The following is a 21,059-nucleotide window of genomic DNA, read 5'->3' as shown; positions in this document are numbered from 1 at the left end:
TCTTCAAGCCATGCCGCTGCGATCGGCATCGTGGTGCATGCCGGCGCGGACGCGCATGAAAGGGAAAGCCATGGCGACCACCGAAACCCTGACGGACGCTCTGCGCGCCGTGCCCGGCCCCTATCGCCGCGCCACACGCTGGCTGCGCCGCCAATTGCCCATGGGCCTTTACGCCCGCTCTCTGTTGATCGTCATCATCCCTATGGTGCTGCTGCAATCCATCGTCGCCTCGGTCTTCATGGAGCGGCATTGGCAGCTGGTCACCGAGCGCCTGTCCGCCGCCGTCACCGGCCAGATCGCCGCCGTGATCGAGCTGATCGAAAGCTCGCCGCCGCAGGACTATGACAAGATCGTGCGGATCGCGCGCGAGCACATGAACCTGACGGTGATCATCGAGCCCTTCCAGCCCTTCCCGCCGGAGCGGCCAAGGCCGATCTTCGGCATTCTCGACCGGATCCTCGGTGACGAGATCGAAGATCAGATCAAGAAGCCCTTCTGGCTGGATACGTTCGGCGACACGGTGCAGATCCGCATCCGCATCGATGACAACCGCATGGCCCGTGTCTTCGTGCGGCGCAACCAGGCCTACGCGTCCAACACCCATATCTTCCTCGTCTGGATGTTCGGCGCCTCGCTGGTGCTGCTCACCATCGCCATTCTCTTCCTGCGGGGGCAGATCCGGCCGATCCTGGCTTTGGCCCGTGCGGCCGAAAGCTTCGGCAAGGGGCAGAAGATCGACGATTTCTCGCCGCGCGGGGCCGAAGAGGTGCGCCGCGCTGGCTTTGCCTTCATCCAGATGCGCGAGCGGATCGAACGCCAGATCGAGCAGCGCACGGCGATGCTGACAGGCGTCAGCCATGATCTGCGCACCATTCTGACCCGCTTCAAGCTACAGCTGGCGCTGGCCGGCAACAATCCCGATCTGGATGGGCTGAATGAAGATGTGGCAGACATGCAGAACATGCTGGAAGGCTATCTTGCCTTCGCCCGTGGCGAGGCGGAAGAGGACGTCGGCGAACTGCGCCTGAGCGAGGTGATGACCCGGCTGAAGGCCGAGGCCGAGCTGCATGGCAAGGCGCTGACGGTCGATGTCGAGGGCGAAGACCTGATCAGCGTGCGGCCCAATGCCTTCACCCGACTGGTCGCCAATCTCGCTTCCAATGCCTACCGCTATGCCGAGCGGGTGCATGTGGAGGCGCGCCACAGCGCCCGCTGGCTCACCATCACCTTCGACGATGACGGCCCCGGCATTCCCGAAAGCGCACGCGACGACGTATTCAAACCGTTCTTCCGCCTCGACGAGGCCCGCAACCTCGACAGCTCCGGCACGGGCTTGGGCCTTGCCATCGCCCTCGACATTGCCCGCAGCCATGGCGGCAACGTCACCCTCGGTGACAGCCCGCTCGGTGGCTTGAGGGCGGTGGTGCGGGTGCCGGCGTAACCGGCCGCTAAGTTTACTCAGCCGGACGCTACGCGTGTTCACACAGCACTATGCCGCCACAAACTCAACCTTTATGCGGTCGGGATCTTCGACATAGAGCGCATAATGACTGTCGCCGCCATTGGCGAAGGGATGGCGGTCGTCATAGAGCAAGGCGATGCCGCTCTCCAGGCAGAATGCCCTGAGCGCATCCACCGCATCCCGTCCCTCGACACGAAATGCAAGATGATTGAGACCGACGCCACAGCGGTGGTAGGTCAGCCCTTCATATCTCTCCTTCACCTGAACGAAGGTGAGGTAGGCATCCTTGTGATTTCCCAGCGTCAAGCCTTCGCCCCAGAACGCCGTCTCGCAGGCCTAACAAGGCCCGAGTTGGTCATCACGAAACGATAGCATATAAAGATACGCTAAAAAGCTATTTTACATCAGCCTCTGGCCGTTCGGCACCGGCTTGTCGACGGCAGCCAGAACGATGGCGCCGCTTTCGTCGGCAAAGCCGAGTGTCAGCACTTCCGAGCGGAAGGGACCGATCTGTCGGGGCGCGAAGTTGACCACGGCCAGAACCTGCCGGCCGACAAGACCTTCCGGCATATAATGAACGGTGATCTGCGCGGAGGATTTCTTGATCCCGATCTCGGGACCGAAGTCGATCACCAACTTGATGGCCGGCTTGCGCGCTTCGGGAAAAGGCTGCGCCTCGACGATCGTGCCCGTGCGGATATCGACCTTCTCGAAATCGGAAAATGGAATCGGATCGCTCATGGTGGTCAGGCCTTGCCCAATTCTTCGGCGCGCGCGCGCGCGGCGGCAATGGCGGCATCGAACAGCGGCTGCATGCCCTCTTGTGCCATCAGCACGGAGAGCGCGGCCGCCGTGGTGCCACCGGGGGACGTCACGTTTTGCCGCAGCGTTGCGGCGGCGTCGGGGGACCGATGAAGCAGTTCACCGGCCCCCGCGACCGTTTCCCGCGCGAGGCGCATGGCGAGGTCCGCCTGAAGACCGGCCTTGCGACCGGCCTCCGCCATGCATTCGACGAGATAAAACACATAGGCCGGGCCGCTTCCGGAAACGGCGGTGACCGCATCGATATCGGCCTCCTTTTCCACCCATTCGACCGGGCCGCTGACTTTCAGGAGATCATGCACGCGCGCACGTGCGGAGGGATCGACAGCCGCATTGGCATAGGCCCCGGTGACGCCGCGACCGATCATCGCCGGCGTATTGGGCATGGCGCGCACCATCGCGGCTTCGCCGAGATGCCGTTCGAAATAGGAGAGCGTACGTCCGGCCGCGACGGAAACGACGACCGTGCCTGGGCCGACCAGGCTCTTCAAAGGCGGCAGAACGTCGTCCATGACCTGCGGCTTGACGGCCAGAAAGAGAATGCCGGCCTCAAGCCCTGCCGGCGCCTGGCGCTCGAGCCGTGCACCCTTTTCCTCAATCAATCCGGCAAGCGCCGGTGCGCCGCCGGGGTCGACCACGATGATGCCGCCCGGGTCTACACCCTTGTCGAGCCAGCCCTTCAGCATGGCCCCGCCCATATTGCCTGCGCCGATCAGGACGATCGGCCCCTCACCCGCCAAAGCCATGCTCACGCCTCGCCGACAGTTTCGAAAAGCGCCGCTTCGACTGCCGTGCGTGCATCCACACCGCTGCGGACGACGAAGTGGAAGGCCTGGAAATAGCTTTCGCAGGCGTCGAGCGCGCTTGAGAGCAGCACCTCGACCTGACGATCCGTCGGCTCGGCGCCGCCGGCCAGGAGCAGCGACTGCCGGAAGATCACCACATCCTCCTGCCGCCAGAGATCGAAATGGCCCATCAGTACCTGACCATTGATGTGCGAGAGCAGCTCGTTGACCTCGCTCACCCTGTCGTCGGGGATCGACATGTCGAAGGCAACGGCCAGATGCAACGCCTCGAACTCCTCCATCCAGGAGAAGGAGATATGATAGTCCGCCCATTTCCCCGCAACCGTCATGGCGATCTCGTCCTCGCCCGACCGCTCGAAGCTCCAGTCGTTATTGGCGGCGACGAACTCGATCATGTCGACCGGGTTGGATTGACGCTGCAGTTCCATTCTCATCGGGCTATCGCACCATGTTCCGCGTCCGAGTTGGAAAAGCTCGCCTTTCCGCCTCTGACGCATGTCTCGTCTCCCTGGCCCGCCGAAAGCGCAAACGCTCCCGTGCCCGCGCGGCATGACGCCACGCGAAACTGCAACCGGCCAAACATACTCATGATTTCAACGAGGGCGGGACCAATAGTCCCGGCAGGCCGGGCACTGCGCCGCTCGTTCCGAATCATCATTTAAAATCAGTGTATAACGAGCGATTCCGCAAACCAGCCCCCGCTCCTCAAAAAAGCCGCGCAAGGCCCGGTTCGCGCTTGGAAAAATGATTCAGCCGGGCGGGATAAATGATTCAGCGAACAGCGTTTTTGGCACCTGTCCACAGGCTGGTTTTTTTTGCATCAAACCTGTGGGTTCGTGCCGGAAGACACGCTTGGGCAGCTGTTTCCGGACATGAAAACGGCGCCAAAGCGGCGCCGTGATGCCATGCGATAAGGGGTGGTGGCCGGTCAGCCTTCAGAAGCCGCGCCGGCGGTCGGGCCTGCCGTCTTCTCGCCGCCGACCCTTGCTTCCAGCTCGGCCAGGCGCGCGGCCAGCACGTCGTTTTCGGCGCGCGCCTTCAACGCCATCTCCCGTACGGCTTCGAACTCCTCGCGCTTGACGACGTCGAGCGAATTGAGAAACCGTTCCGTCTGCGCCTTGAAGGCCGTTTCCATTTCCCGCCGGACGCCCTGCGCGGCGCCGGCCGCATCGGTCATCAACTTGGCGAAGTCATCCAGAATGCGATTGGTGCCTGTGGTCATCGAAATCTCCGGCTGCGGTGAGAACCTGACTTTGAGGTAGGGGCCGCGTGCATCCGATGCAAGGAAAATAGACGTGAATCGACATCCTTAAGCCTTGGAGGGCGGCTTGACCCCATGGCCGCGCAAGGCCATGGTCCGCGCGAGATAAGGATGGAAAGCCGCCTTTGGAAACCGTCGCGACACTTCTGTCGATATTGCCCTTCCCCGAGATCGATCCGGTCATCGTGACCATCGGCCCGATCAAGATTCACTGGTATGGCCTGGCCTATGTCGCCGGCATCGTCATCGGCTGGCGCTATGCGCGCAGGCTGCTGGCCACGCCTAAGCTCTGGCGGCGCGATACCGCGCCGACGAGCCTGGAGGCGATCGACGACTTCATCCTCTGGGTCGCTGCCGGCATCGTTCTCGGCGGACGCATTGGCTATGTGCTGTTCTACGATTTTGCGGCAGTGATCGAGAACCCGCTGCGCGCCATCCAGATCTGGAATGGCGGCATGTCCTTCCATGGCGGACTTATCGGCACCGTGCTTGCCATGGTGATCTTCGCCCGCAAGCGCCACATTGCGCTCTGGAGCCTGTTCGATCTGGTCGCGGCCGTGGTGCCCATCGGTCTGTTCTTCGGCCGCCTGGCCAACTTCATCAATGGCGAGCTCTGGGGCCGGATCACCGACGTGCCATGGGCCATGGTGTTTCCGACCGGCGGGCCTTTCGCGCGCCATCCGAGCCAGCTTTATGAAGCAGGCCTCGAAGGCATCCTGCTCTTCCTCGTGCTGACCCTGATGATTTATCGCGGCAAGGCGCTGAAGCAGCCAGGGCTGATCGCCGGCACCTTCGTTACGGGCTATGGGCTGGCCCGCATCGTGGTCGAGAACTTCCGCGAACCGGACGCACAGCTCGGCTACCTCTTTGGCGGATGGCTGACCATGGGCATGCTTCTGTCGCTGCCGATGGTGGCGCTCGGCCTCTGGGCGATCCTGCGCGCCCGCCGCGCTGCGGCCCTGTCTTCTTCCGAACGGGGGGAAGCCTGATGCCTACGCCACTTGCCCGCAAGATCGCCGCCTTGATCCGCGTCAACGGCCCGATCAGCGTCACGGATTATTTCTCGCTCTGTCTCGCCGACCCCGAATATGGCTATTACAAAACGCGCGAGCCCTTCGGCCTACAGGGTGACTTCATCACCGCGCCGGAGATCAGCCAGCTGTTCGGCGAGATGATCGGCATCTTCCTGATCCAGGCCTGGCAGCGTCATGGCGAGCCGGCCGAGATCAATCTGGTCGAGATCGGGCCCGGACGCGGCACGATGATGGCCGATATTCTGCGCGTGATTGCCAAGCTGGCACCCGGCTTCTACGAGGGGCTCGACGTGCATCTGGTCGAGACCAGCGAGCGGCTGCGCAAGGTGCAGGGCCAGACGCTGATCGAGAACAAGTTCAAGATCGCCTGGCACGACAATTTCGAGAGCCTGCCGCCGGGCTTCACCCTGCTGGTGGCCAATGAGCTGTTCGATGCGATCCCCATCCGCCAGTTCGTCAAGACCGCCACAGGCTTTAAGGAGCGCCTGGTCGGGCTCGACAGCGAGGACAGGCTGACTTTTGCCGCCGGCATCGCCGGGCTGGACCCTGAGCTGCTGCCAAGCCCGGCCCAGCACCTGCCGCTCGGCACGATCTTCGAGATCGCACCCGCACGCGACGCGGTGATGCAGGCACTGTGCACCTGGCTGCGCGACAATGGCGGCACAGCACTGATCATCGATTACGGCACGATGGCCACGGGCTTTGGCGACACGCTGCAGGCCGTGCGCGACCATGCCTACGATCCGCCGCTCGCCCATCCGGGAGAAGCGGACATCACCAGCCATGTCGACTTCGAACAGCTTGCCCGACGCGCAGTGACCGAAGGCCTGACCGTCAACGGCTTAGGCCATCAGGGCGATTTTCTTCTGGCGCTCGGCCTGGCGGAACGCGCCTCCGCGCTCGGGCGGGACAAGGATTCCGGTATGCAGGACAGCATCCGCCAGGATGTTGAACGGCTTGTCGGTGCCGGCGAAGGCAAGATGGGAGATCTCTTCAAGGTTCTGGCCGTCAGCTATCCCAAGGTACCGATCGCACCCTTCCGCAATCGCGATTGACGGAGAGGCCTGGTCTCGGTTCGTCCGGACTCACCGGTAGGAGGGGGACGCCGGGGCATGATTGACAGCGACGGCACCGGCGGCCACCATGCCGCGCGCCGTCCGGGCGGCGGAAGACGGGTGCTTGAGGAAAGCAACCCCGTCTTCAGCTGACGCCTTGACCCCATGAGCAGGCGTGCTGGATCGCACTGCCGCGATTGGGCCTTTTCCCCTGAACCGGTTGCGGCCGGATGCGTTCCCTTGCTGCATCAGTCCTGAGACCGGAAGTGATGATGGAAGACTTGCGCAACGATTTTAACGTGCGACGGCAGCCAGCGCTAAATGTCGCAGTCCGGCGGCCCGCCAGGCCAGTTCACTCTCCGAAAGGCATTCTTCATGCGTGACGATCTCTCGCCGGCCACGAGCCCGCTCTTGACGGCGCATGCCGGCGGCCGCGTGCGCCACGGTTTCTTTACCCGCGCGGGCGGTGTTTCGGAGGGCATTTATGCCGGACTGAATGTCGGCCTTGGCTCCAGCGACGTGCCGCAAAAGGTGATGGAGAACCGCAGCCGCGTTGCCGACTGGTTCGGCGTCGATCTGGACCGCCTGGCCACCGTCCATCAGGTTCATTCGCCGCGCGCGGTCACGATCGACGACAGCAACAGGATGGAGCGGCCGGAAGCCGATGCCCTGGTCACGGCCACGCCCGGCATCGTGCTCGGCGTGCTCTCTGCCGATTGTGGCCCTATCCTCTTTTCTGATGCCAAGGCCGGGGTGATTGGCGCGGCGCATGCGGGCTGGAAAGGGGCGCTGACGGGCGTGCTGGAAGCCACCGTGGACGCCATGGTGGCGCTCGGTGCGCAGCGCAGCCATATCGTCGCCTGTCTCGGTCCATCGATCAGCGCCGCTCATTACGAGGTGGGTGCGGAATTTGCCGCGCGCTTTCTGGAAGCCGATGGCGGCAATGCCGCCTTCTTCACGCCCTCGGTCAAGGAGGGGCATTTCATGTTCGACCTGCCCGCCTATACGCTGGCGCGGCTGACGCAGCACGGCATCGCGACCGAGAGCCTGGGCCTGTGCACCTATGCCGATGCCGAAAAATTCTTCTCCTATCGGCGCACCACCCATGCCGGGGAGCCGGATTACGGCCGGCAGATTTCCGCAATCTTCCTGAACGAGGCATAAGATGGCCCTGCATTTCAGCGACGACGAATACGCGTTGCGCCTGCAAAAGCTGACAGCGACCATGCGCGAGGAAAAGCTCGATGCGATGCTGCTCTTCGCGCAGGAAAGCATGTACTGGCTGACCGGCTATGACACGTTCGGCTACTGTTTCTTCCAGACGCTGGTGGTCAAGGCAGATGGCGAGATGGTGCTGCTCACCCGCTCCGCCGACCTGCGCCAAGCCCGCCACACCTCCAATATCCGCCGTATCGAGGTGTGGGTCGATCGCGTCAATGCCGATCCGACCATGGATCTGAAGAACCTTCTGAGCGAGCTCGACCTGCTCGGCGCGCGCATCGGCGTGGAATATGACACGCATGGCATGACCGGCCGTGTCGCCCGCCTCCTCGACCATCAGCTCGCCACCTTCGGCGAAATGGTCGATGCGTCGCTTCTCGTCGGCCGCCTGCGGCTGATCAAGAGCCCGGCTGAAATCACCTTTGTAGAAAAGGCCGCAGCGCTTGCCGACGATGCGCTCGATGCCGCCCTGCCGCTGATCCGTCCCGGCGGCAGCGAAGCCGAGATTCTGGCGGCCATGCAGGGCGCGGTCTTCGCTGGCGGCGGCGACTATCCGGCCAATGAGTTCATCATCGGTTCGGGCGCGGATGCGCTGCTCTGCCGGTACAAGGCCGGACGCCGGACGCTCGACGACAATGACCAGCTGACGCTCGAATGGGCCGGTGTCGCCGCCCATTACCATGCCGCCATGATGCGCACGGTGGTCATTGGCGCGCCCACCAACCGCCACCGCGAGCTTTACAGCGCCGCGCGCGAAACCATCCAGGCGATCGAGATGGTGCTGCGCCCCGGCAACAATTTCGGCACGGTGTTCGATGTCCATGCCAAGATCATGGACGAGCGCGGCCTGACGCGTCACCGGCTGAACGCCTGCGGCTATGCGCTCGGCGCGCGCTTCTCGCCCTCCTGGATGGAGAGCCAAATGTTCCATGCCGGCAATCCGCAGCCCATCGAGGCGGACATGTCGCTCTTCGTGCACATGATCATCATGGATTCCGACAGCGGCACGGCCATGACGCTGGGCCAGACCTATCTGACGACGGATGGTGCTCCGCGTGCACTCTCGCGCTACGGGCTGGACTTTATCGAGGTCTGACGCGGGGGCGCCCCCGAACGCGTCGCCGAGCGATGACTCCGGTCTCCAACGCACGTACCGACGGTCGCCGGTCCCGCTCGTTCGCCACGGCGTCTAGCGGGCGGCTTTAGACGGTCAAGGCTCAGATCTTGGCTGTCCCGCTTCACCGCTGGGTAAGGAAATCCTGCTACGGTTCCTTAAGGCTGCGGGGCGAATTCCGTTTGACGGCTTCGCCCGCGCGCTCCAGGAAAAGGGCCGTATTCCATGCGCATGAAGCGCCCCACGGCCCGCTCTTGAACCGCAAGAGGAGGGCCCGGATGACCCGAATGACCGGCCTCGTGGCACAGGGCCTGCTGATTGCCACGGCACTCAGCGCCTGCAACACCACCGACGCACTGATCCCCAAGGTCGATGTCGGCGAGAGTTCGATCAACTCCCCGCCGGTGACCGAACAGGATCTGGCCGCCGTCGAGCGCCAACCGGATGTGGTGCATGCCGCCCCGATGCGCACCGTCGCCCATGCGAGCCTGGCGCCGGCCACCGGCTCGCTGCAGCCGGTTCCCTCGGCCGAAGTCGCCTATGCCGCACCGTCGGCACCCTACCGCGATCCGGCGGGCTCTCTCGACGCCCAGGCCTCGCAATTGCAGCGCGGGCCCGATCGGCTGGAAGCCGAGCCAGAGGCACAGCCGATGCGGCGGGGACCAGTGCGCGAAACCGCAGCCTTGGCAGAGCCGGCACGGCAGGCACAGCCGTCAGCACACACGCGGCGTGCCACCCAGCAACCGCAAGAGTCAAGCGACGAACAGAGCGATACCACGGCAACCGAGCCATCAGCGGAGAATGGCGCATCCGCCGCATTAGCTCCCGCCGAGAGCGGCGAGGCTGGCACCGTTCGCTTCCTGCCGATCATCGGCGCACCCGTTTCGGCGGTCGAGCCGCTTTCCGGTGCGCTGGGCGCCGATGCCCGTGCACAGGGGCTGAAAATCAAGACGACAGCCGATCCCAAGGCGCGCCACATGCTGAAAGGCTATCTCTCGGCGCTGTCGGATGGCGGCAAGACCACGGTCATCTATGTCTGGGACGTGCTGGATGCGAGCGGCAACCGTCTGACCCGGCTCCAGGGCCAGGAAAGCGTGCGCGCCACGGCCCGCGACCCCTGGTCGGCCGTACCGGCGGAGACCATGCGCGCGATCGGGCAGAAAACGATTGCCGCCTATCTATCCTGGGCAGCCACGAACCGGGGCTGAGACGCGTTAATCTTTTTCGGATAAAGCGGAAAAGTGCTGGTCAAAGCCCTTGCATTCGGCCGGATCGGCGTTAAGAAGCGGCCAATCGGCCCCAGCTTTTTGCCTTTGAAAAGACGTTCAGCGTCTGATGGGCCGGCGTTCGAGGTTCTCGACACTTCGCTCCCGTCGGCGGCTTGTTTCCGCGCCTTCGGGGAGCTGGACAAGCAGGATCCTGTCAACCCGCCCGCAACGGGCGAAAGACCGGATCAGGCGGCACATCGGCAGGGTTTGCAGCGCACAGGCCGCAGGGCGCGGCGCGGCACTGCAAGTCAGACAGGCGGGCGTTTCATGAAGGTTTTCGCGGGCAATTCGAACCGGTTTCTCGCCGAAGCGATTTGCAACTATCTCAATCTTCCCCTGGGTCGCGCCACGGTCCGCCGCTTTGCCGATCAGGAGATCTTCGTCGAGGTTCAGGAAAATGTCCGGGGCGAGGATGTCTTCATCATCCAGTCGACCTCGTTTCCGACGAACGATCACCTGATGGAACTGCTGATCATGATCGACGCCATGCGCCGCTCCTCAGCCAAGCGCATCACCGCCGTTCTTCCCTATTTCGGCTATGCCCGCCAGGATCGCAAGCCCGGTCCCCGCACCCCGATCTCGGCCAAGCTGGTGGCCAATCTGATCACCGAGGCCGGCGCCGACCGGGTTCTCACCCTCGACCTCCATGCCGGCCAGATCCAGGGCTTCTTCGACATTCCCACCGACAATCTCTACGCCGCGCCAATCCTCGCCCGCGACGTCAAGGAGAATTACGACCTGCGCAACGTCATGGTCGTCTCGCCCGATGTCGGCGGCGTGGTGCGCGCCCGGGCGCTCGCCAAGCGTCTGGACTGTCTGCTCGCCATCGTCGACAAGCGCCGCGATCGTCCCGGTGAATCCGAGGTCATGAACATCATCGGCGACGTCGCCGGCAAGGATTGCATCCTGATCGACGACATCGTCGATTCCGGCGGCACGCTCTGCAATGCCGCCGAAGCGCTGCTGAAGAACGGCGCGACCAGCGTCACCGCCTATATCACCCACGGTGTCCTGTCCGGCGGCGCCGTCGCACGCGTTGCTTCCTCCAAGCTCAAGGAGCTTGTGATCACCGACTCGATCCAGCCGACCACGGCAGTCCAGTCCGCGCACAATATCCGCGTCATCTCCACGGCCACCTTGCTTGGCGAAGCCATCAACCGCACCAGCCAGGAAGAATCGGTCTCCAGCCTTTTCGACTGAGGCCTGGGAAAGGCCGGCGCCGCAGGCAGAGCACGGACGCAGCAAGCTCAGCTGCTCGCAGTGCATGAGCACATGGAACAGGCCCATCGCGATGATGCACGGGCCTTTTTCGTTTGTCGCATGCACGGTTCCGGCGTCCTCACGCGCAGAGCCGCCCGGTCGTCGCTAGGGCCGCCTGCGAAACACCAACCGCGAATAGCCGACATAGGAGAGCCCGGTGGCCACGGCAGAGCCGGCTGCCAAAGCCAGGAGCGGCGGCAGACGCGGAATGCCAGTCAGCAGGCCGCTATAGACCAGATAATTGATGATGCTGGTCATTAACCCGATGCTGCCGTAGCGCGCACCTTCTCGCGCATTGGCGCGGCCCTCGGCCTCAAAGGTCACGACTCGGTTGATCAGATAGGTGCAGATGAGCGCCAGGCCAATTGCCACCAGACGGGCAACGTAGGCATTGGCCCCGATATCGATCAAGGCCAGCGTCACGCCGGCATCGACAGCGAAACCGACCGCGCCGACGGCAAGAAAACGAACGAAACGACTCACGCCACATCGGCCTTGTCGATCGGCGCGCCTGGCTTGCCGATGGCCACGATGGTTCCGGGAGAAGCTTCATCCGCTGCGCCTTGCGCAAGCTCGATCAGCCGCGCCGGCGCGGGAAGCTGCATGTAATGCAGGCGCAACTGCTCGGCGCGCGCGCGTGCCAGGCTGTCGAGGATCAGCCCGGCGGTCAGCATCAGGCAACTCGTCAGGGTCAGGGCCAAAGCCAGCATCCAGCTGGGTAGGCGCGGGACCAGGCCGGTCTCGGCATAATGAACCAGAACAGGAATGGCGAGGACGAGCGCTGCGGAAAACATGGCGGCCGCAAGGCCCGCGAAAAACGTAAAAGGCCGCGTCTCCTTCATCAGCATCGCAAACATCCAGAGGATGCGGGCACCATCGCGCCATGTCGAAAGCTTCGACGTCGAGCCCTCCGGGCGCCGGCCGTAGTCCAGCGGGATCTCGCAGACAGGCAGTTTGAGCTGGGAGGCGTGGACCGACATCTCCGTTTCGATCTCGAAGCCAGCCGAGACCGCCGGGAAGCTTTTGACGAAGCGGCGGGAAAAGGCGCGGTAGCCTGAGAAAATATCGGTAAAGTCGGCACCGAACAGGCCACGATAAAGGCGATTGAACAGCCGGTTGCCGAAGGCGTGGCCTTGGCGGCCGGCATCCTCCCTCACACCGCGCCGCGTGCCCACCACCATATCGGCCCCATCACCAAGGAGGCGGCGCAGCAATTCGGGCGCATCCTCCGGCCGATAGGTGCCGTCGCCATCGCATATCAGATAGAGGTCCGCCTCGACATCGGCGAACATGCGGCGCACCACATGGCCCTTGCCCTGGCGCGGCTCACGCATCACCGTTGCCCCCGCCAGAGCTGCGCGCATGGCCGTGTCATCGGTGGAGTTGTTGTCATAGACATAGATGCGCGCACCCGGCAGCGCCGCGCGAAAGCCGGTGACCACGGACAGAATGGTGGCGCCCTCATTGTAGCAGGGCAACAGCACAGCGATGCGCAGACCATTCCATTGCGCGTCCAGCATCCTATCCATCCTCATGCCCTTCTGGAGCGCCGCGCGGCCTCATGCGCACGAGGCGAGTGCTCCAGAGTTTTGAACCCATGCATCATTCGGCGCGAATAGCGGCAAGATCCGGACGCTTGATCCATTTCGATACAGCGTCGTTCAAGCCGTCAGGTCAGCGGCACACTGGCAAAAATGCCTTACAAAAGAAAAGCCTGACGAATTTGTCAGACTCAATTTACGAAAAGATCCGCGAAAGAGCCTTGTTTCGTCTCCGCACTGCCGCGCTCTTCACCTGCTTTGGCAAGATCGGCTTGCCCAGCCCTTCTTCGCTATCCACTGACGCTATGTGTCTTTCGGGATTCACTTTTTCTTATGCGGGTTAAGCATAGGTTGAAGATGTGCAGCATTGGCGACCCTAGGCGACGCTGTCCTTAACAAAGTCTGACATCGAGCCCCGCCAGAGGGTGCCCGGCGCACTGCCGCCATATGGTCGAGGAGATCCGCTTGGCACAGATCCTCCCCTCTTCCGCACCGGCTCGGGCCGGTCTTCTGGAGCGGCTGCCGCCTCTGGCCCTTGCCAGCCTCTATGCGCTGCTCGCCATGCTGCTGGCCGCCCTGCCCCATTGGCTTTCCGGCGCAGACTATGTCGGTGCAGACAATGACGACGTCATGCGCCTGATCGAGGTGCGCGACCTCCTGTCCGGGCAAGGCTGGTTCGACATGACGCAGATGCGGCTCGGCCCCGCCGGCGGCACGCTGATGCACTGGTCTCGCTTCATCGATCTGCCGATCGCGAGCCTGATCCTCGTCTTCCGCACCGTCCTCCCCCCACTTGCGGCCGAAGCCGCGGCGCTGGCTGTCTGGCCGCTTCTTCTCATCCTGCCGGTCTTCTGGGGGCTCGCCATCGGCGCGCGCCATCTGGCGGGCAAGGAGGGGCTTTCCGTGGCGCTCATGCTCGGACTGTTCTTCATTGCCGGTACGTCCCGTTTCGACCCCGGCGCTATCGACCATCACAATGCGCAGATCGCGCTGGTCTCACTGATGGTCGCCATGCTGCTCGATCCGGCGCATCGGCGGCGCAGCGCTTTTGTCGCAGGGCTCTGCGTTGCATTGGCCATGGCCATCGGTGCGGAGACGGCCCCTTTGATGGCCATGACCTGCGCCTGTGTCGCGCTCCGCTGGGCTTGGCACGGGGCTGGAAGAGCGGGCTCGACCATCGCCTTCGGATTGACGCTGGCCGGGGGCCTGCTCTTCGCCTTCATGACGACCATCCCACCGGCACGCTATGGCGTGGCTGCCTGCGATAGTCTTTCCATCGCTTTCGTGGCCCTGGGCGTGGCCGGCGGCCTGATGCTCGCCATCTGCGCCTGGAGCCTGAGCGGATATGGGCGCGGCCTGCGTTTCGCCGGTCTCGGTGTGTGCGCCATCCTCGTCTTGCTGCTCGCCCGGGAGGTCGCGCCGCAATGCCTTGGCGATCCGCTCGCCAATCTCGATCCGCTCTTGCGCCGGCTCTGGCTGGATTATGTGCTGGAGGCCCAATCCCTGCCTGCCCTCTGGCGCCATGCGCCGGAGCTGGTCCCGGGCGCCTATGCCGTCGGTATCGTCGGCGCGATCGCCTGTGTCGTCGCCCTGGTGCAAGGGCATAGGCGGGAGGCGCATCTTATCCTGCTGGCGCTCATCCTGCTTTCGCTCGGCGTCGCGGTCATCCAGGTACGCGGCGGCATCTTCGCCTGCTTCATCGCGCTCTTCCCGCTTGCAGATGCCTGCACGCGCCTGAGGCTTGCATCAGAGCATCATCCCGATGCCGATTTTCGCAATGGCTCTCCAGCGGCGCGCCCGCGCAATGTCCTGCGCACCGCCGCCTTCATCGGCCTCACGGCAATGAGCGTGCCCTTCCTTTGGGCTCTCGCGGCGCTTGCCTTCATTGGCCAGCCAAGCCCGCTTTCGACATCGCTGCGTGGCACGGACGGCCAGGCGCGCAAAGCCTGCACGACGCCAGCGGCGCTCGCCCCCCTGCAGCGCGAGCCCGTCGGCCTCGTCGCGGCCCCCGTCGATATGGGCACGGCGATCCTGCGCTATACGGACCAGCATATCCTCTCTGCGCCCTATCACCGAAACCAGGCGGGCATGCTGGCGGAATTGCGGATCGGCCTAGCGCCTATCGATGAAGCCCTCGCCCTGATCCGCAAGGCCGGGGTGACGCTGGTCGTCGTCTGCCCCGGCGAAGGCTCGGCCGAAATGCTGGCGAAGGAAAGCCCGGATGGACTGGCGGCCAAGCTGCTGGCCGGCGAAGTGCCGCCTTACCTGGAGCGCGTCGAGAGCGTGACGGAAAGCCCGCTCCGCCTCTACCGCGTGCGCCCGCAATAGCGTGGCATCAGCGGCCCTCGCGATGCCAGGTCGCCGACAGCACAAGAAGCAGCGCGGCAAGCCCCAGGACGCCGGCAAAGAGCGGCATGGAGTTGACACCCTTCAAAATGGTCTCGTCGGTCATGCGCAGCGACAGGCGCTGCTTGTCCGCCACCCGCACAGGTCCGCGCACCGGCAGGATCGACGGCAGATCGACCGCATTTCCCTCGGCCGCGACACGATGCACCAAACCCTTGGTCTTGTCGGCCCATGGCTGGAGCAGCGCGGGGGTCGAGACGGTGGCCTTGAACTCGGGCGCATCGACGGCGCCGACATGGACGAGCGTCGACAATTCGCCATTGGCGATCTCGAACAGGCCGATTTCGCTGGTTGGAATACGCGTGCGGTAAAGGCCCGGTTCAGCCTCGGTCAGCGTCACCGGCTCCTGACGGCCGGAGGGCAGCGTGATCGTCGCCGGGCCCGGATCGCCCTTGATCGTCTGGCGGCCGATCTCAAGCTGGCGGCCGGCCGCATGGGCGGTCAAGGCCTCTTCTTCCAGTGCCGGCTCCTGCATCAACCAGTGCGCGATGCGGCGATAGAGCGGCACGCTCGGGCCGCCACCTTCGAAGCCGCGCGACCAGAGCCAGCCCTGGTCGGACAGAAGCATGGCCACTCGGCCCTTGCCGACCCGGTTCAACACCAGCAGCGGCTTGCCATCGGCCGCCTGCATCACGGTCTGTCCCTGCGGCGGATCGACATCGACGGTGCGGAACCAGCGGCCCCAATGCGGCGGCTCGGAATCGGCGCCTTCGAGCCCACGCGTGACGGGATGCTTCTTGCCCTCGTCGCTAAGACGCGGATAGAAGCCTTTGGCGGTCATGCTGCCCGTGGGGCTCGCCGGCAGCACGGCGGAGAGCGGCGTCGTCGCGATCGAATCCGGCCCGGCATGCTCCGGCCCCGCGGCGATCAGGAGCGCGCCGCCATTTTCGACATATTGGGCGATGTTGTCGTAGTAGAGGATCGGCAGCACGCCGCGATGCTGATAGCGGTCGAAGATGATCAGATCGAACTGGTTGATCTTCTCGACGAAGAGCTCGCGCGTCGGGAAAGCGATCAGCGACAGCTCGTTGATCGGCGTGCCGTCCTGCTTTTCCGGCGGACGCAGAATGGTGAAATGCACGAGATCGACCGCGGCGTCCGACTTCAGGAGATTGCGCCAGGCCCGCTCGCCGGAATGCGGCTCGCCAGAGACGAGCAGCACGCGCAGGTTCTCGCGGATGCCGTCGAGCACATGGACGGCGCGGTTATTGGCCTCGGTCACCTCGCCGGCAAGCGGCGCAACGGCGACTTCGAGAATATTGTTGCCGCCACGCGGAATAGTGAAGCGGAAGGGGATGTCCTCACCGGGTGTCACCGGCTGGCGGGCAATCTCCTGGCCGTTGAGGCTGATTGTCACCTGGGCCTGCCCCGCCGGCGTCGGGCCGTCATCGATCACGCGGTAGGTGACCGTCTGTTCTTCGCCGACGATGCCGAAGCGCGGGCCGCTGACGATTTCCACCCGCCGGTCGAACTCGTCCGGCCGCCCGGTGATCAGCGCGTGAACGGGAGCGTCGAAGCCGAGCGATTGGTTGATGTCAGGCACATCATGCACCTGCCCGTCCGTGATGAAGATCGCGCCACCGACACGGGCCGGCGGCACATCGGACAGCGCGCTGTTCAGCGCCGTGAACAGCCGCGTCGACGGGCTCTCGGTGTCCGGATCGTCGGCCGCATCGACAAAGCGCGCCTCGATCTGCGGAAACTGCGCCAAACGATCCTTTAGCCCTTGGAGTGCGGCGTCGGTCATCGTCCGGCGCTCGGGGCTTGCCTGGCTCTGGCTGCGGTCCACAACGACGGCGACAATGGTCGACAGCGGCGCGCGTTCTTCCTGGGACAGAATGGGATTGGCAAGCGCCAGGGCGACCACAGCAAGGGCCAGGGCACGAAAGACGGTGCCCCGCACACGCCGCGCAAGCCCCACCACCGCCAGAGCCAGGGCAAGAGCGGCCAGAACGCCGATGGCGATCCAGGGCAAGAGCGGGGAAAACTCGATCGTCATGGCATTCACCATTCCTGTTGCGCCCATGAGGACGGCTGCCAGCGGCAACCGCCGCTCATTGGCCCAGCCGCTCCAGGAGCGCGGGGATATGGACCTGGTCGGCTTTGTAATTGCCTGTCAGCATGTACATCATGATGTTGACGCCGGCGCGGAAGGCATATTCGCGCTGTGTCTCATCCGGCGGCACGGTGGGCAGCAGCGGCTGACCATTCGCGTCGATTGCCCAGGCCCCGGCCAGATCATTGCCGGTAATCATGATCGGCGTGACGCCATCGCCAGAGCGGGCGGGACGCCCGGCCTCTTCGCCCTCGCCGCGCGGCTGCGCCTCGATCCACAACGGGCTGCCCGTATAGCGTCCGGGGAAGGTCGAGAGCAGATAGAAGGATTTGGTCAGCACATTGTCGGCTGGCACGGGTTCCAGTGGCGGAATGTCGAGTCCGGCAAGGATCTCGCGCAACCGCTCGCCATTCGGGCTCGCGCCCTCATTGCCGCCGAGGCTGGTGAATTGATCGCGCGTGTCGAACAGCACCGTTCCGCCGCCGCGCATATAGGCGTCGATCCGGCTGATCGCCTGCGGGCTCGGCATCGGCGCCGTGGCCGAGATCGGCCAATAGATCATCGAATAGACCGACAGCTCATCCTTGGAGATGTCGAGGCCAACGGGGGGGCCCGGCTCCAGTGTGGTGCGATAGGTTAGGAACTCCGTGAGTCCGGCAAGGCCGCGCTCCGACAGGCGGTCGACCTCCGCCTCGCCGGTGACGACATAGGCCAGATGGGTGTTGTCGAGCACCTGCATCAATTGTTCGTCGCCGGGCTTGGCGTCATCGGCGCGCGCCGTGTCCGGCAGCGCCAGCGGCAGGCCGAGAAGGCCAACCGCCAGCAGCGCGGCCACCGCCCGCCGCGCCCTCATCCGCGAAAGCGCGCCGCCCATGAACAGAACGATCAGGGTGTCGATCAAGAGAAGCAGCATGGCAGCCGTCAGCAAGGCAGGTTTCAGCGACCAGCTTTCCGCCCCGATCAGCCGCTCGCTGGCATGGGGCACTGACAGGCCGGCAAGATCGATCGGCGCGAGAGTCGCCTCGCGCGGAAGAAGATTGACGGCAACGAAGCCTTCCTCCGAGCCATAGAGGCCGGGCGGGTGGTCGAACTCGGCCGAGGGCACTGCGGTTCCGGTCAGTTCCAGTGGCTTTGCGCGTCCGGTCTCGCTGACGAGAACGCCCTGCGCATCGAGCAGACGATAAGGCGGCAGGGCCTGCGGTTTGCCCACACCCGCTTCGCCCACACCGCCGCTGCGCGACAGCTGCACGACCCGGCGCAGCATCTCGACGAAATCGCCCGAGATCGGCAGGTTCGACCAGGTGGCTTCGGCACTGACGTGAAAGAGCACGATACGCCCCGCGCCCTCATTGCGCGTCGTCACCAGCGGCGTGCCATCGGCCAGGCTTGCCCAGGTGCGGCTGGCGAGATCGGCGGTCGGCTCGGCCAGAACCTGGCGGTTGACGGTGACGCCATCCGGGCGGCGCATGCCGGCAAAAGGGCTGCCGGCGGGATAATCGGCCAGCGGCTGCGGCTGCGACCAGGAGAGCGCGCCGCCGAGCGCCCGTTCGCCCTGACGCAGCGTCACCGGCACCAGCGGATCGTCCGCCGGCGCTGCGGCGAGTCTTGGGCCGGCAAAGCGCACCAGCGTGCCGCCATTGCGAAGCCATTGCACGAGCGCGCCCGTCGCCTCCTCCGGCAGGCGGCCGATATCGGCCATGATCAGCATGGAGGGCTTCTGCGCCAGAAGCTCGGGGACCGCGACCGACAGATCTGTCTCGTTCGGCTGCACCAGATCGGCATAGGGAGCGAGCGCCCGGTTGATGTAATAAAGTGGCGAGAGCAGCGGCTGCGACTGGTCGCGCGCTTCGCCTGACAGCAGCGCAACACGGCGGCGGCGGAAGCCATCATCGAGCAGCAGCACGCCGCCGGCATTGTCCGGCTCGGCAACAGCGATCCGGGCGAAATCATTGCGCAGTTCGAAGGGTGCGGCCAGTTCTCCGCTTCCTGTTCCCTCGCCGGCGGCAAAGTCGATCGTGCCATTGGCAATCGCGCGGCCGCGCGTATCGAGCGCGCTGATGGTAAGGCTGCGCGGCGTCGGCGACGGCAGGCGCGTGGCCGTCACCCGCATCGATTGGGCGTCGTTATCGGCCTTGGAAAGGGCAGCCAGCGGCGCGGTGTCGCCCGCGATGATGCGGGTGTTGGCTGGCTGAAGCGCCGCGAGTGCCGAAGTGACGCGGGCATCGTTTTCCGCAAGACCATCGTTGAGGAAGGCAAGGGTGCCGATCCGCGTGCCGGCCAGCGCGCTCGACAGCGCATCGATGGCGTGGATCCGATCGGTTGGAAGCGGCTGTGGCCGGGCAGCGGCAAGGCGGGTGCGCGCTTCGGCCGCCGTGCCGGGAATGGCATTCTGCTCGCGCTCGGCGGTGAAGACGATCGAGACGGGCAGATCGCGCGCCTCGGCATCTAAGACAAGCGCCTCGGCGGTTTCAACCCGGCGCGCCCAGTCGCCGGCCGTCGCCCAGCCATTGTCGATCACGAGTGCCAGAGGCCCGTCGCTCGACAGGCTGTTGGCGCGCGGATTGACCACGGGGTCGGAAATGGCGAAGATCAGCGCGGCGGCCATCAGCATGCGCAGAAGCGTCAGCCACCACGGGCTCTTCGAGGGCGTTTCCTCGCGCCGTATCACGCTCGCCAGAATACGCAGCGGCGGAAATGCTTCCGTCACCGGGCGCGGCGGCGTCATGCGCAGCAGCCACCAGATCGCCGGCAGGGCAATGAGTGCCGCCAGCATCAGCGGATTGGCAAAGACGAAAGGCAGAAAGGTCATGAGCTCGCCTTCTGCGCGCGGCCGATGCCGCCATGGCGCTCCGCCGCCGGCATGCCCGACAGATACATATGCACCGCCACCAGTGCTTCCGACGCGAGATGGTCGGTACGGTGCGGCGTAAAGGTCCAGCCGAGCTGACGCAGCGCCGCACCCATCGTCTCGCGCCGGGCAAGATAGGCGCGGCGATAATCCTCGCGTAGTGCCTCTGCCCGCCCCGCCGTCAGCCTCTCACCGGTTTCCGGATCGGTGAATTCAGTGCGGCCGGCATAGGGAAAGGTTTCCTCCGCCGGATCGGCGATCTCGACCACATGGCCAGTCAGCCCGCGCCGCGCGAGCGGTCCGAGCCGCGCCATGATCTCGTCGGCCGGATCGAGAAAATCGCCGATCAGCACGAGATCGCTGAAGCCCCGGATCATGGCGGTCTGCGGCAGGCCTTCGGCAAGCGGCGCATGGATCAGCGCCGTTGCCAGCCGCTCGGCCGCATTGCGGGCGGAGACCGGCTCCATCACGCCGGGGCAGCCGATGCGCTCGCCGGAGCGGGCAAGGATCTCGGCCAGCGCCAACATGATCACCAGTGCCCGGCTCTCCTTCGAGACCGCGCCGAAGGTCGATTTGTACATCATCGAGGGCGAGAGATCGGCCCAGAGCCAGATCGTGTGCGCGGCCTCCCATTCCCGGTCGCGCACATAGGTATGGTCATCGCGAGCCGAGCGCCTCCAGTCGATCCGCGCCAGGCTTTCGCCGTCGCTATAGGGGCGGAACTGCCAGAAATTCTCGCCGATGCCGCGCCGACGCCGGCCGTGCCAGCCTGAGATCACCGTATTGGCGATCCGCCGCGCTTCGACCATGCAGTCGGGCACAAGGCGCGCCCTGGCCTGCGCGCGGGAGAGAACCTCACCGGTGGGCGTGGGCGCGACGATATGCCCGATCGATGCCATCAAACG

18 protein-coding genes are annotated in these 21,059 nt (G+C 64.8%); 8 read left to right on the top strand and 10 right to left on the bottom strand.

Going from position 1 to position 21,059, the window contains the following annotated elements; all coding sequences use genetic code 11:
- The first annotated feature begins 70 nt into the window (after positions 1–70).
- Entirely contained in the window at positions 71–1,441 is a 1,371-nt protein-coding gene (locus BMX61_RS14210; RefSeq protein WP_075628208.1) for an ATP-binding protein, read from the top strand.
- Between the two features lie 48 nt (positions 1,442–1,489).
- On the opposite strand, the gene BMX61_RS14205 is transcribed toward BMX61_RS14210, so the two are convergent.
- From BMX61_RS14205 to BMX61_RS14185, 5 genes are all read right to left on the bottom strand, one after another.
- Complete coding sequence (locus tag BMX61_RS14205) at positions 1,490–1,768, bottom strand: VOC family protein (RefSeq protein ID WP_075628209.1); 279 nt, start codon at positions 1,766–1,768, stop codon at positions 1,490–1,492.
- A 93-nt stretch (positions 1,769–1,861) separates the two neighbouring features.
- Positions 1,862–2,203 (bottom strand): tRNA-binding protein, encoded by a 342-nt coding sequence (locus tag BMX61_RS14200; RefSeq protein ID WP_075628210.1) that lies wholly within the window; start codon positions 2,201–2,203, stop codon positions 1,862–1,864.
- Between the two features lie 5 nt (positions 2,204–2,208).
- Positions 2,209–3,030 (bottom strand): pyrroline-5-carboxylate reductase, encoded by an 822-nt coding sequence (gene proC / locus BMX61_RS14195; protein ID WP_075628211.1) that lies wholly within the window; start codon positions 3,028–3,030, stop codon positions 2,209–2,211.
- Positions 3,031–3,032: 2 nt separating this feature from the next.
- The gene (locus BMX61_RS14190; protein WP_092742761.1) at positions 3,033–3,524 is read right to left on the bottom strand and encodes a type III secretion system chaperone family protein; all 492 of its coding nucleotides are present in this window, start codon (positions 3,522–3,524) and stop codon (positions 3,033–3,035) included.
- Between the two features lie 494 nt (positions 3,525–4,018).
- Positions 4,019–4,312: an accessory factor UbiK family protein gene (locus BMX61_RS14185; RefSeq protein WP_075628213.1), complete on the bottom strand. Its 294-nt coding sequence runs from the start codon at positions 4,310–4,312 to the stop codon at positions 4,019–4,021.
- 164 nt (positions 4,313–4,476) lie between these two features.
- On the opposite strand from BMX61_RS14185, the gene lgt reads away from it, so the two are divergent.
- From lgt to BMX61_RS14155, 6 genes are all read left to right on the top strand, one after another.
- Positions 4,477–5,340: a prolipoprotein diacylglyceryl transferase gene (gene lgt / locus BMX61_RS14180; RefSeq protein WP_075628214.1), complete on the top strand. Its 864-nt coding sequence runs from the start codon at positions 4,477–4,479 to the stop codon at positions 5,338–5,340.
- Positions 5,340–6,440 carry a class I SAM-dependent methyltransferase gene (locus tag BMX61_RS14175; protein ID WP_075628215.1) on the top strand — a complete coding sequence of 367 codons (1,101 nt, stop codon included), beginning with the start codon at positions 5,340–5,342 and terminating at the stop codon, positions 6,438–6,440. The genes lgt and BMX61_RS14175 overlap by 1 nt, the downstream gene beginning before the upstream one ends.
- A gap of 375 nt (positions 6,441–6,815) precedes the next feature.
- Positions 6,816–7,604: a peptidoglycan editing factor PgeF gene (gene pgeF, locus BMX61_RS14170; RefSeq protein ID WP_075628216.1), complete on the top strand. Its 789-nt coding sequence runs from the start codon at positions 6,816–6,818 to the stop codon at positions 7,602–7,604.
- Between the two features lies 1 nt (position 7,605).
- A complete protein-coding gene (locus BMX61_RS14165; protein WP_075628217.1) occupies positions 7,606–8,757 on the top strand; it encodes a M24 family metallopeptidase in 1,152 nt (383 codons plus the stop codon).
- Between the two features lie 296 nt (positions 8,758–9,053).
- Complete coding sequence (locus tag BMX61_RS14160) at positions 9,054–9,983, top strand: hypothetical protein (RefSeq protein ID WP_075628218.1); 930 nt, start codon at positions 9,054–9,056, stop codon at positions 9,981–9,983.
- A gap of 327 nt (positions 9,984–10,310) precedes the next feature.
- The gene (locus tag BMX61_RS14155) at positions 10,311–11,243 is read left to right on the top strand and encodes a ribose-phosphate pyrophosphokinase (RefSeq protein ID WP_075628219.1); all 933 of its coding nucleotides are present in this window, start codon (positions 10,311–10,313) and stop codon (positions 11,241–11,243) included.
- Between the two features lie 165 nt (positions 11,244–11,408).
- Here the strand turns inward: BMX61_RS14155 and BMX61_RS14150 are convergent, their stop codons facing one another.
- Together BMX61_RS14150 and BMX61_RS14145 are read right to left on the bottom strand one after the other, a co-directional pair.
- Positions 11,409–11,786, bottom strand: coding sequence for a GtrA family protein (locus BMX61_RS14150; RefSeq protein WP_075628220.1), 378 nt, complete (start codon positions 11,784–11,786; stop codon positions 11,409–11,411).
- Entirely contained in the window at positions 11,783–12,823 is a 1,041-nt protein-coding gene (locus BMX61_RS14145) for a glycosyltransferase (protein WP_075628221.1), read from the bottom strand. Before BMX61_RS14145 ends, BMX61_RS14150 begins: the two co-directional genes overlap by 4 nt.
- A gap of 486 nt (positions 12,824–13,309) precedes the next feature.
- On the opposite strand from BMX61_RS14145, the gene BMX61_RS14140 reads away from it, so the two are divergent.
- Entirely contained in the window at positions 13,310–15,172 is a 1,863-nt protein-coding gene (locus tag BMX61_RS14140; RefSeq protein ID WP_139198929.1) for a hypothetical protein, read from the top strand.
- Between the two features lie 7 nt (positions 15,173–15,179).
- On the opposite strand, the gene BMX61_RS14135 is transcribed toward BMX61_RS14140, so the two are convergent.
- The 3 genes from BMX61_RS14135 to BMX61_RS14125 are packed head-to-tail and all read right to left on the bottom strand — an operon-like array spanning position 15,180 to position 21,053.
- Positions 15,180–17,249 (bottom strand): hypothetical protein, encoded by a 2,070-nt coding sequence (locus tag BMX61_RS14135; protein ID WP_075628327.1) that lies wholly within the window; start codon positions 17,247–17,249, stop codon positions 15,180–15,182.
- Between the two features lie 55 nt (positions 17,250–17,304).
- Positions 17,305–20,115 carry a DUF4159 domain-containing protein gene (locus BMX61_RS14130; protein WP_075628223.1) on the bottom strand — a complete coding sequence of 937 codons (2,811 nt, stop codon included), beginning with the start codon at positions 20,113–20,115 and terminating at the stop codon, positions 17,305–17,307.
- Positions 20,112–21,053 (bottom strand): DUF58 domain-containing protein, encoded by a 942-nt coding sequence (locus BMX61_RS14125; RefSeq protein ID WP_075628224.1) that lies wholly within the window; start codon positions 21,051–21,053, stop codon positions 20,112–20,114. Before BMX61_RS14125 ends, BMX61_RS14130 begins: the two co-directional genes overlap by 4 nt.
- Positions 21,054–21,059: the final 6 nt, after the last annotated feature.

Source organism: Xaviernesmea oryzae (genome assembly GCF_900109605.1).
Lineage (GTDB): Bacteria > Pseudomonadota > Alphaproteobacteria > Rhizobiales > Rhizobiaceae > Xaviernesmea > Xaviernesmea oryzae.
Note: the sequence above shows the minus strand (reverse complement) of the source record. Positions and strands in the feature narration are given on the sequence as shown.

Excerpts from the sequence above, each read along its gene's own strand:
- BMX61_RS14210 (WP_075628208.1), top strand. The coding sequence starts at position 71 with ATGGCGACCACCGAAACCCTGACGGACGCTCTGCGCGCCGTGCCCGGC.
- BMX61_RS14200 (WP_075628210.1), bottom strand. The coding sequence starts at position 2,203 with ATGAGCGATCCGATTCCATTTTCCGATTTCGAGAAGGTCGATATCCGC.
- proC (WP_075628211.1), bottom strand. The coding sequence starts at position 3,030 with ATGGCTTTGGCGGGTGAGGGGCCGATCGTCCTGATCGGCGCAGGCAAT.
- BMX61_RS14190 (WP_092742761.1), bottom strand. The coding sequence starts at position 3,524 with ATGAGAATGGAACTGCAGCGTCAATCCAACCCGGTCGACATGATCGAG.
- BMX61_RS14185 (WP_075628213.1), bottom strand. The coding sequence starts at position 4,312 with ATGACCACAGGCACCAATCGCATTCTGGATGACTTCGCCAAGTTGATG.
- BMX61_RS14175 (WP_075628215.1), top strand. The coding sequence starts at position 5,340 with ATGCCTACGCCACTTGCCCGCAAGATCGCCGCCTTGATCCGCGTCAAC.
- pgeF (WP_075628216.1), top strand. The coding sequence starts at position 6,816 with ATGCGTGACGATCTCTCGCCGGCCACGAGCCCGCTCTTGACGGCGCAT.
- BMX61_RS14165 (WP_075628217.1), top strand. The coding sequence starts at position 7,606 with ATGGCCCTGCATTTCAGCGACGACGAATACGCGTTGCGCCTGCAAAAG.
- BMX61_RS14160 (WP_075628218.1), top strand. The coding sequence starts at position 9,054 with ATGACCCGAATGACCGGCCTCGTGGCACAGGGCCTGCTGATTGCCACG.
- BMX61_RS14155 (WP_075628219.1), top strand. The coding sequence starts at position 10,311 with ATGAAGGTTTTCGCGGGCAATTCGAACCGGTTTCTCGCCGAAGCGATT.
- BMX61_RS14145 (WP_075628221.1), bottom strand. The coding sequence starts at position 12,823 with ATGCTGGACGCGCAATGGAATGGTCTGCGCATCGCTGTGCTGTTGCCC.
- BMX61_RS14135 (WP_075628327.1), bottom strand. The coding sequence starts at position 17,249 with ATGACGATCGAGTTTTCCCCGCTCTTGCCCTGGATCGCCATCGGCGTT.
- BMX61_RS14130 (WP_075628223.1), bottom strand. The coding sequence starts at position 20,115 with ATGACCTTTCTGCCTTTCGTCTTTGCCAATCCGCTGATGCTGGCGGCA.
- BMX61_RS14125 (WP_075628224.1), bottom strand. The coding sequence starts at position 21,053 with ATGGCATCGATCGGGCATATCGTCGCGCCCACGCCCACCGGTGAGGTT.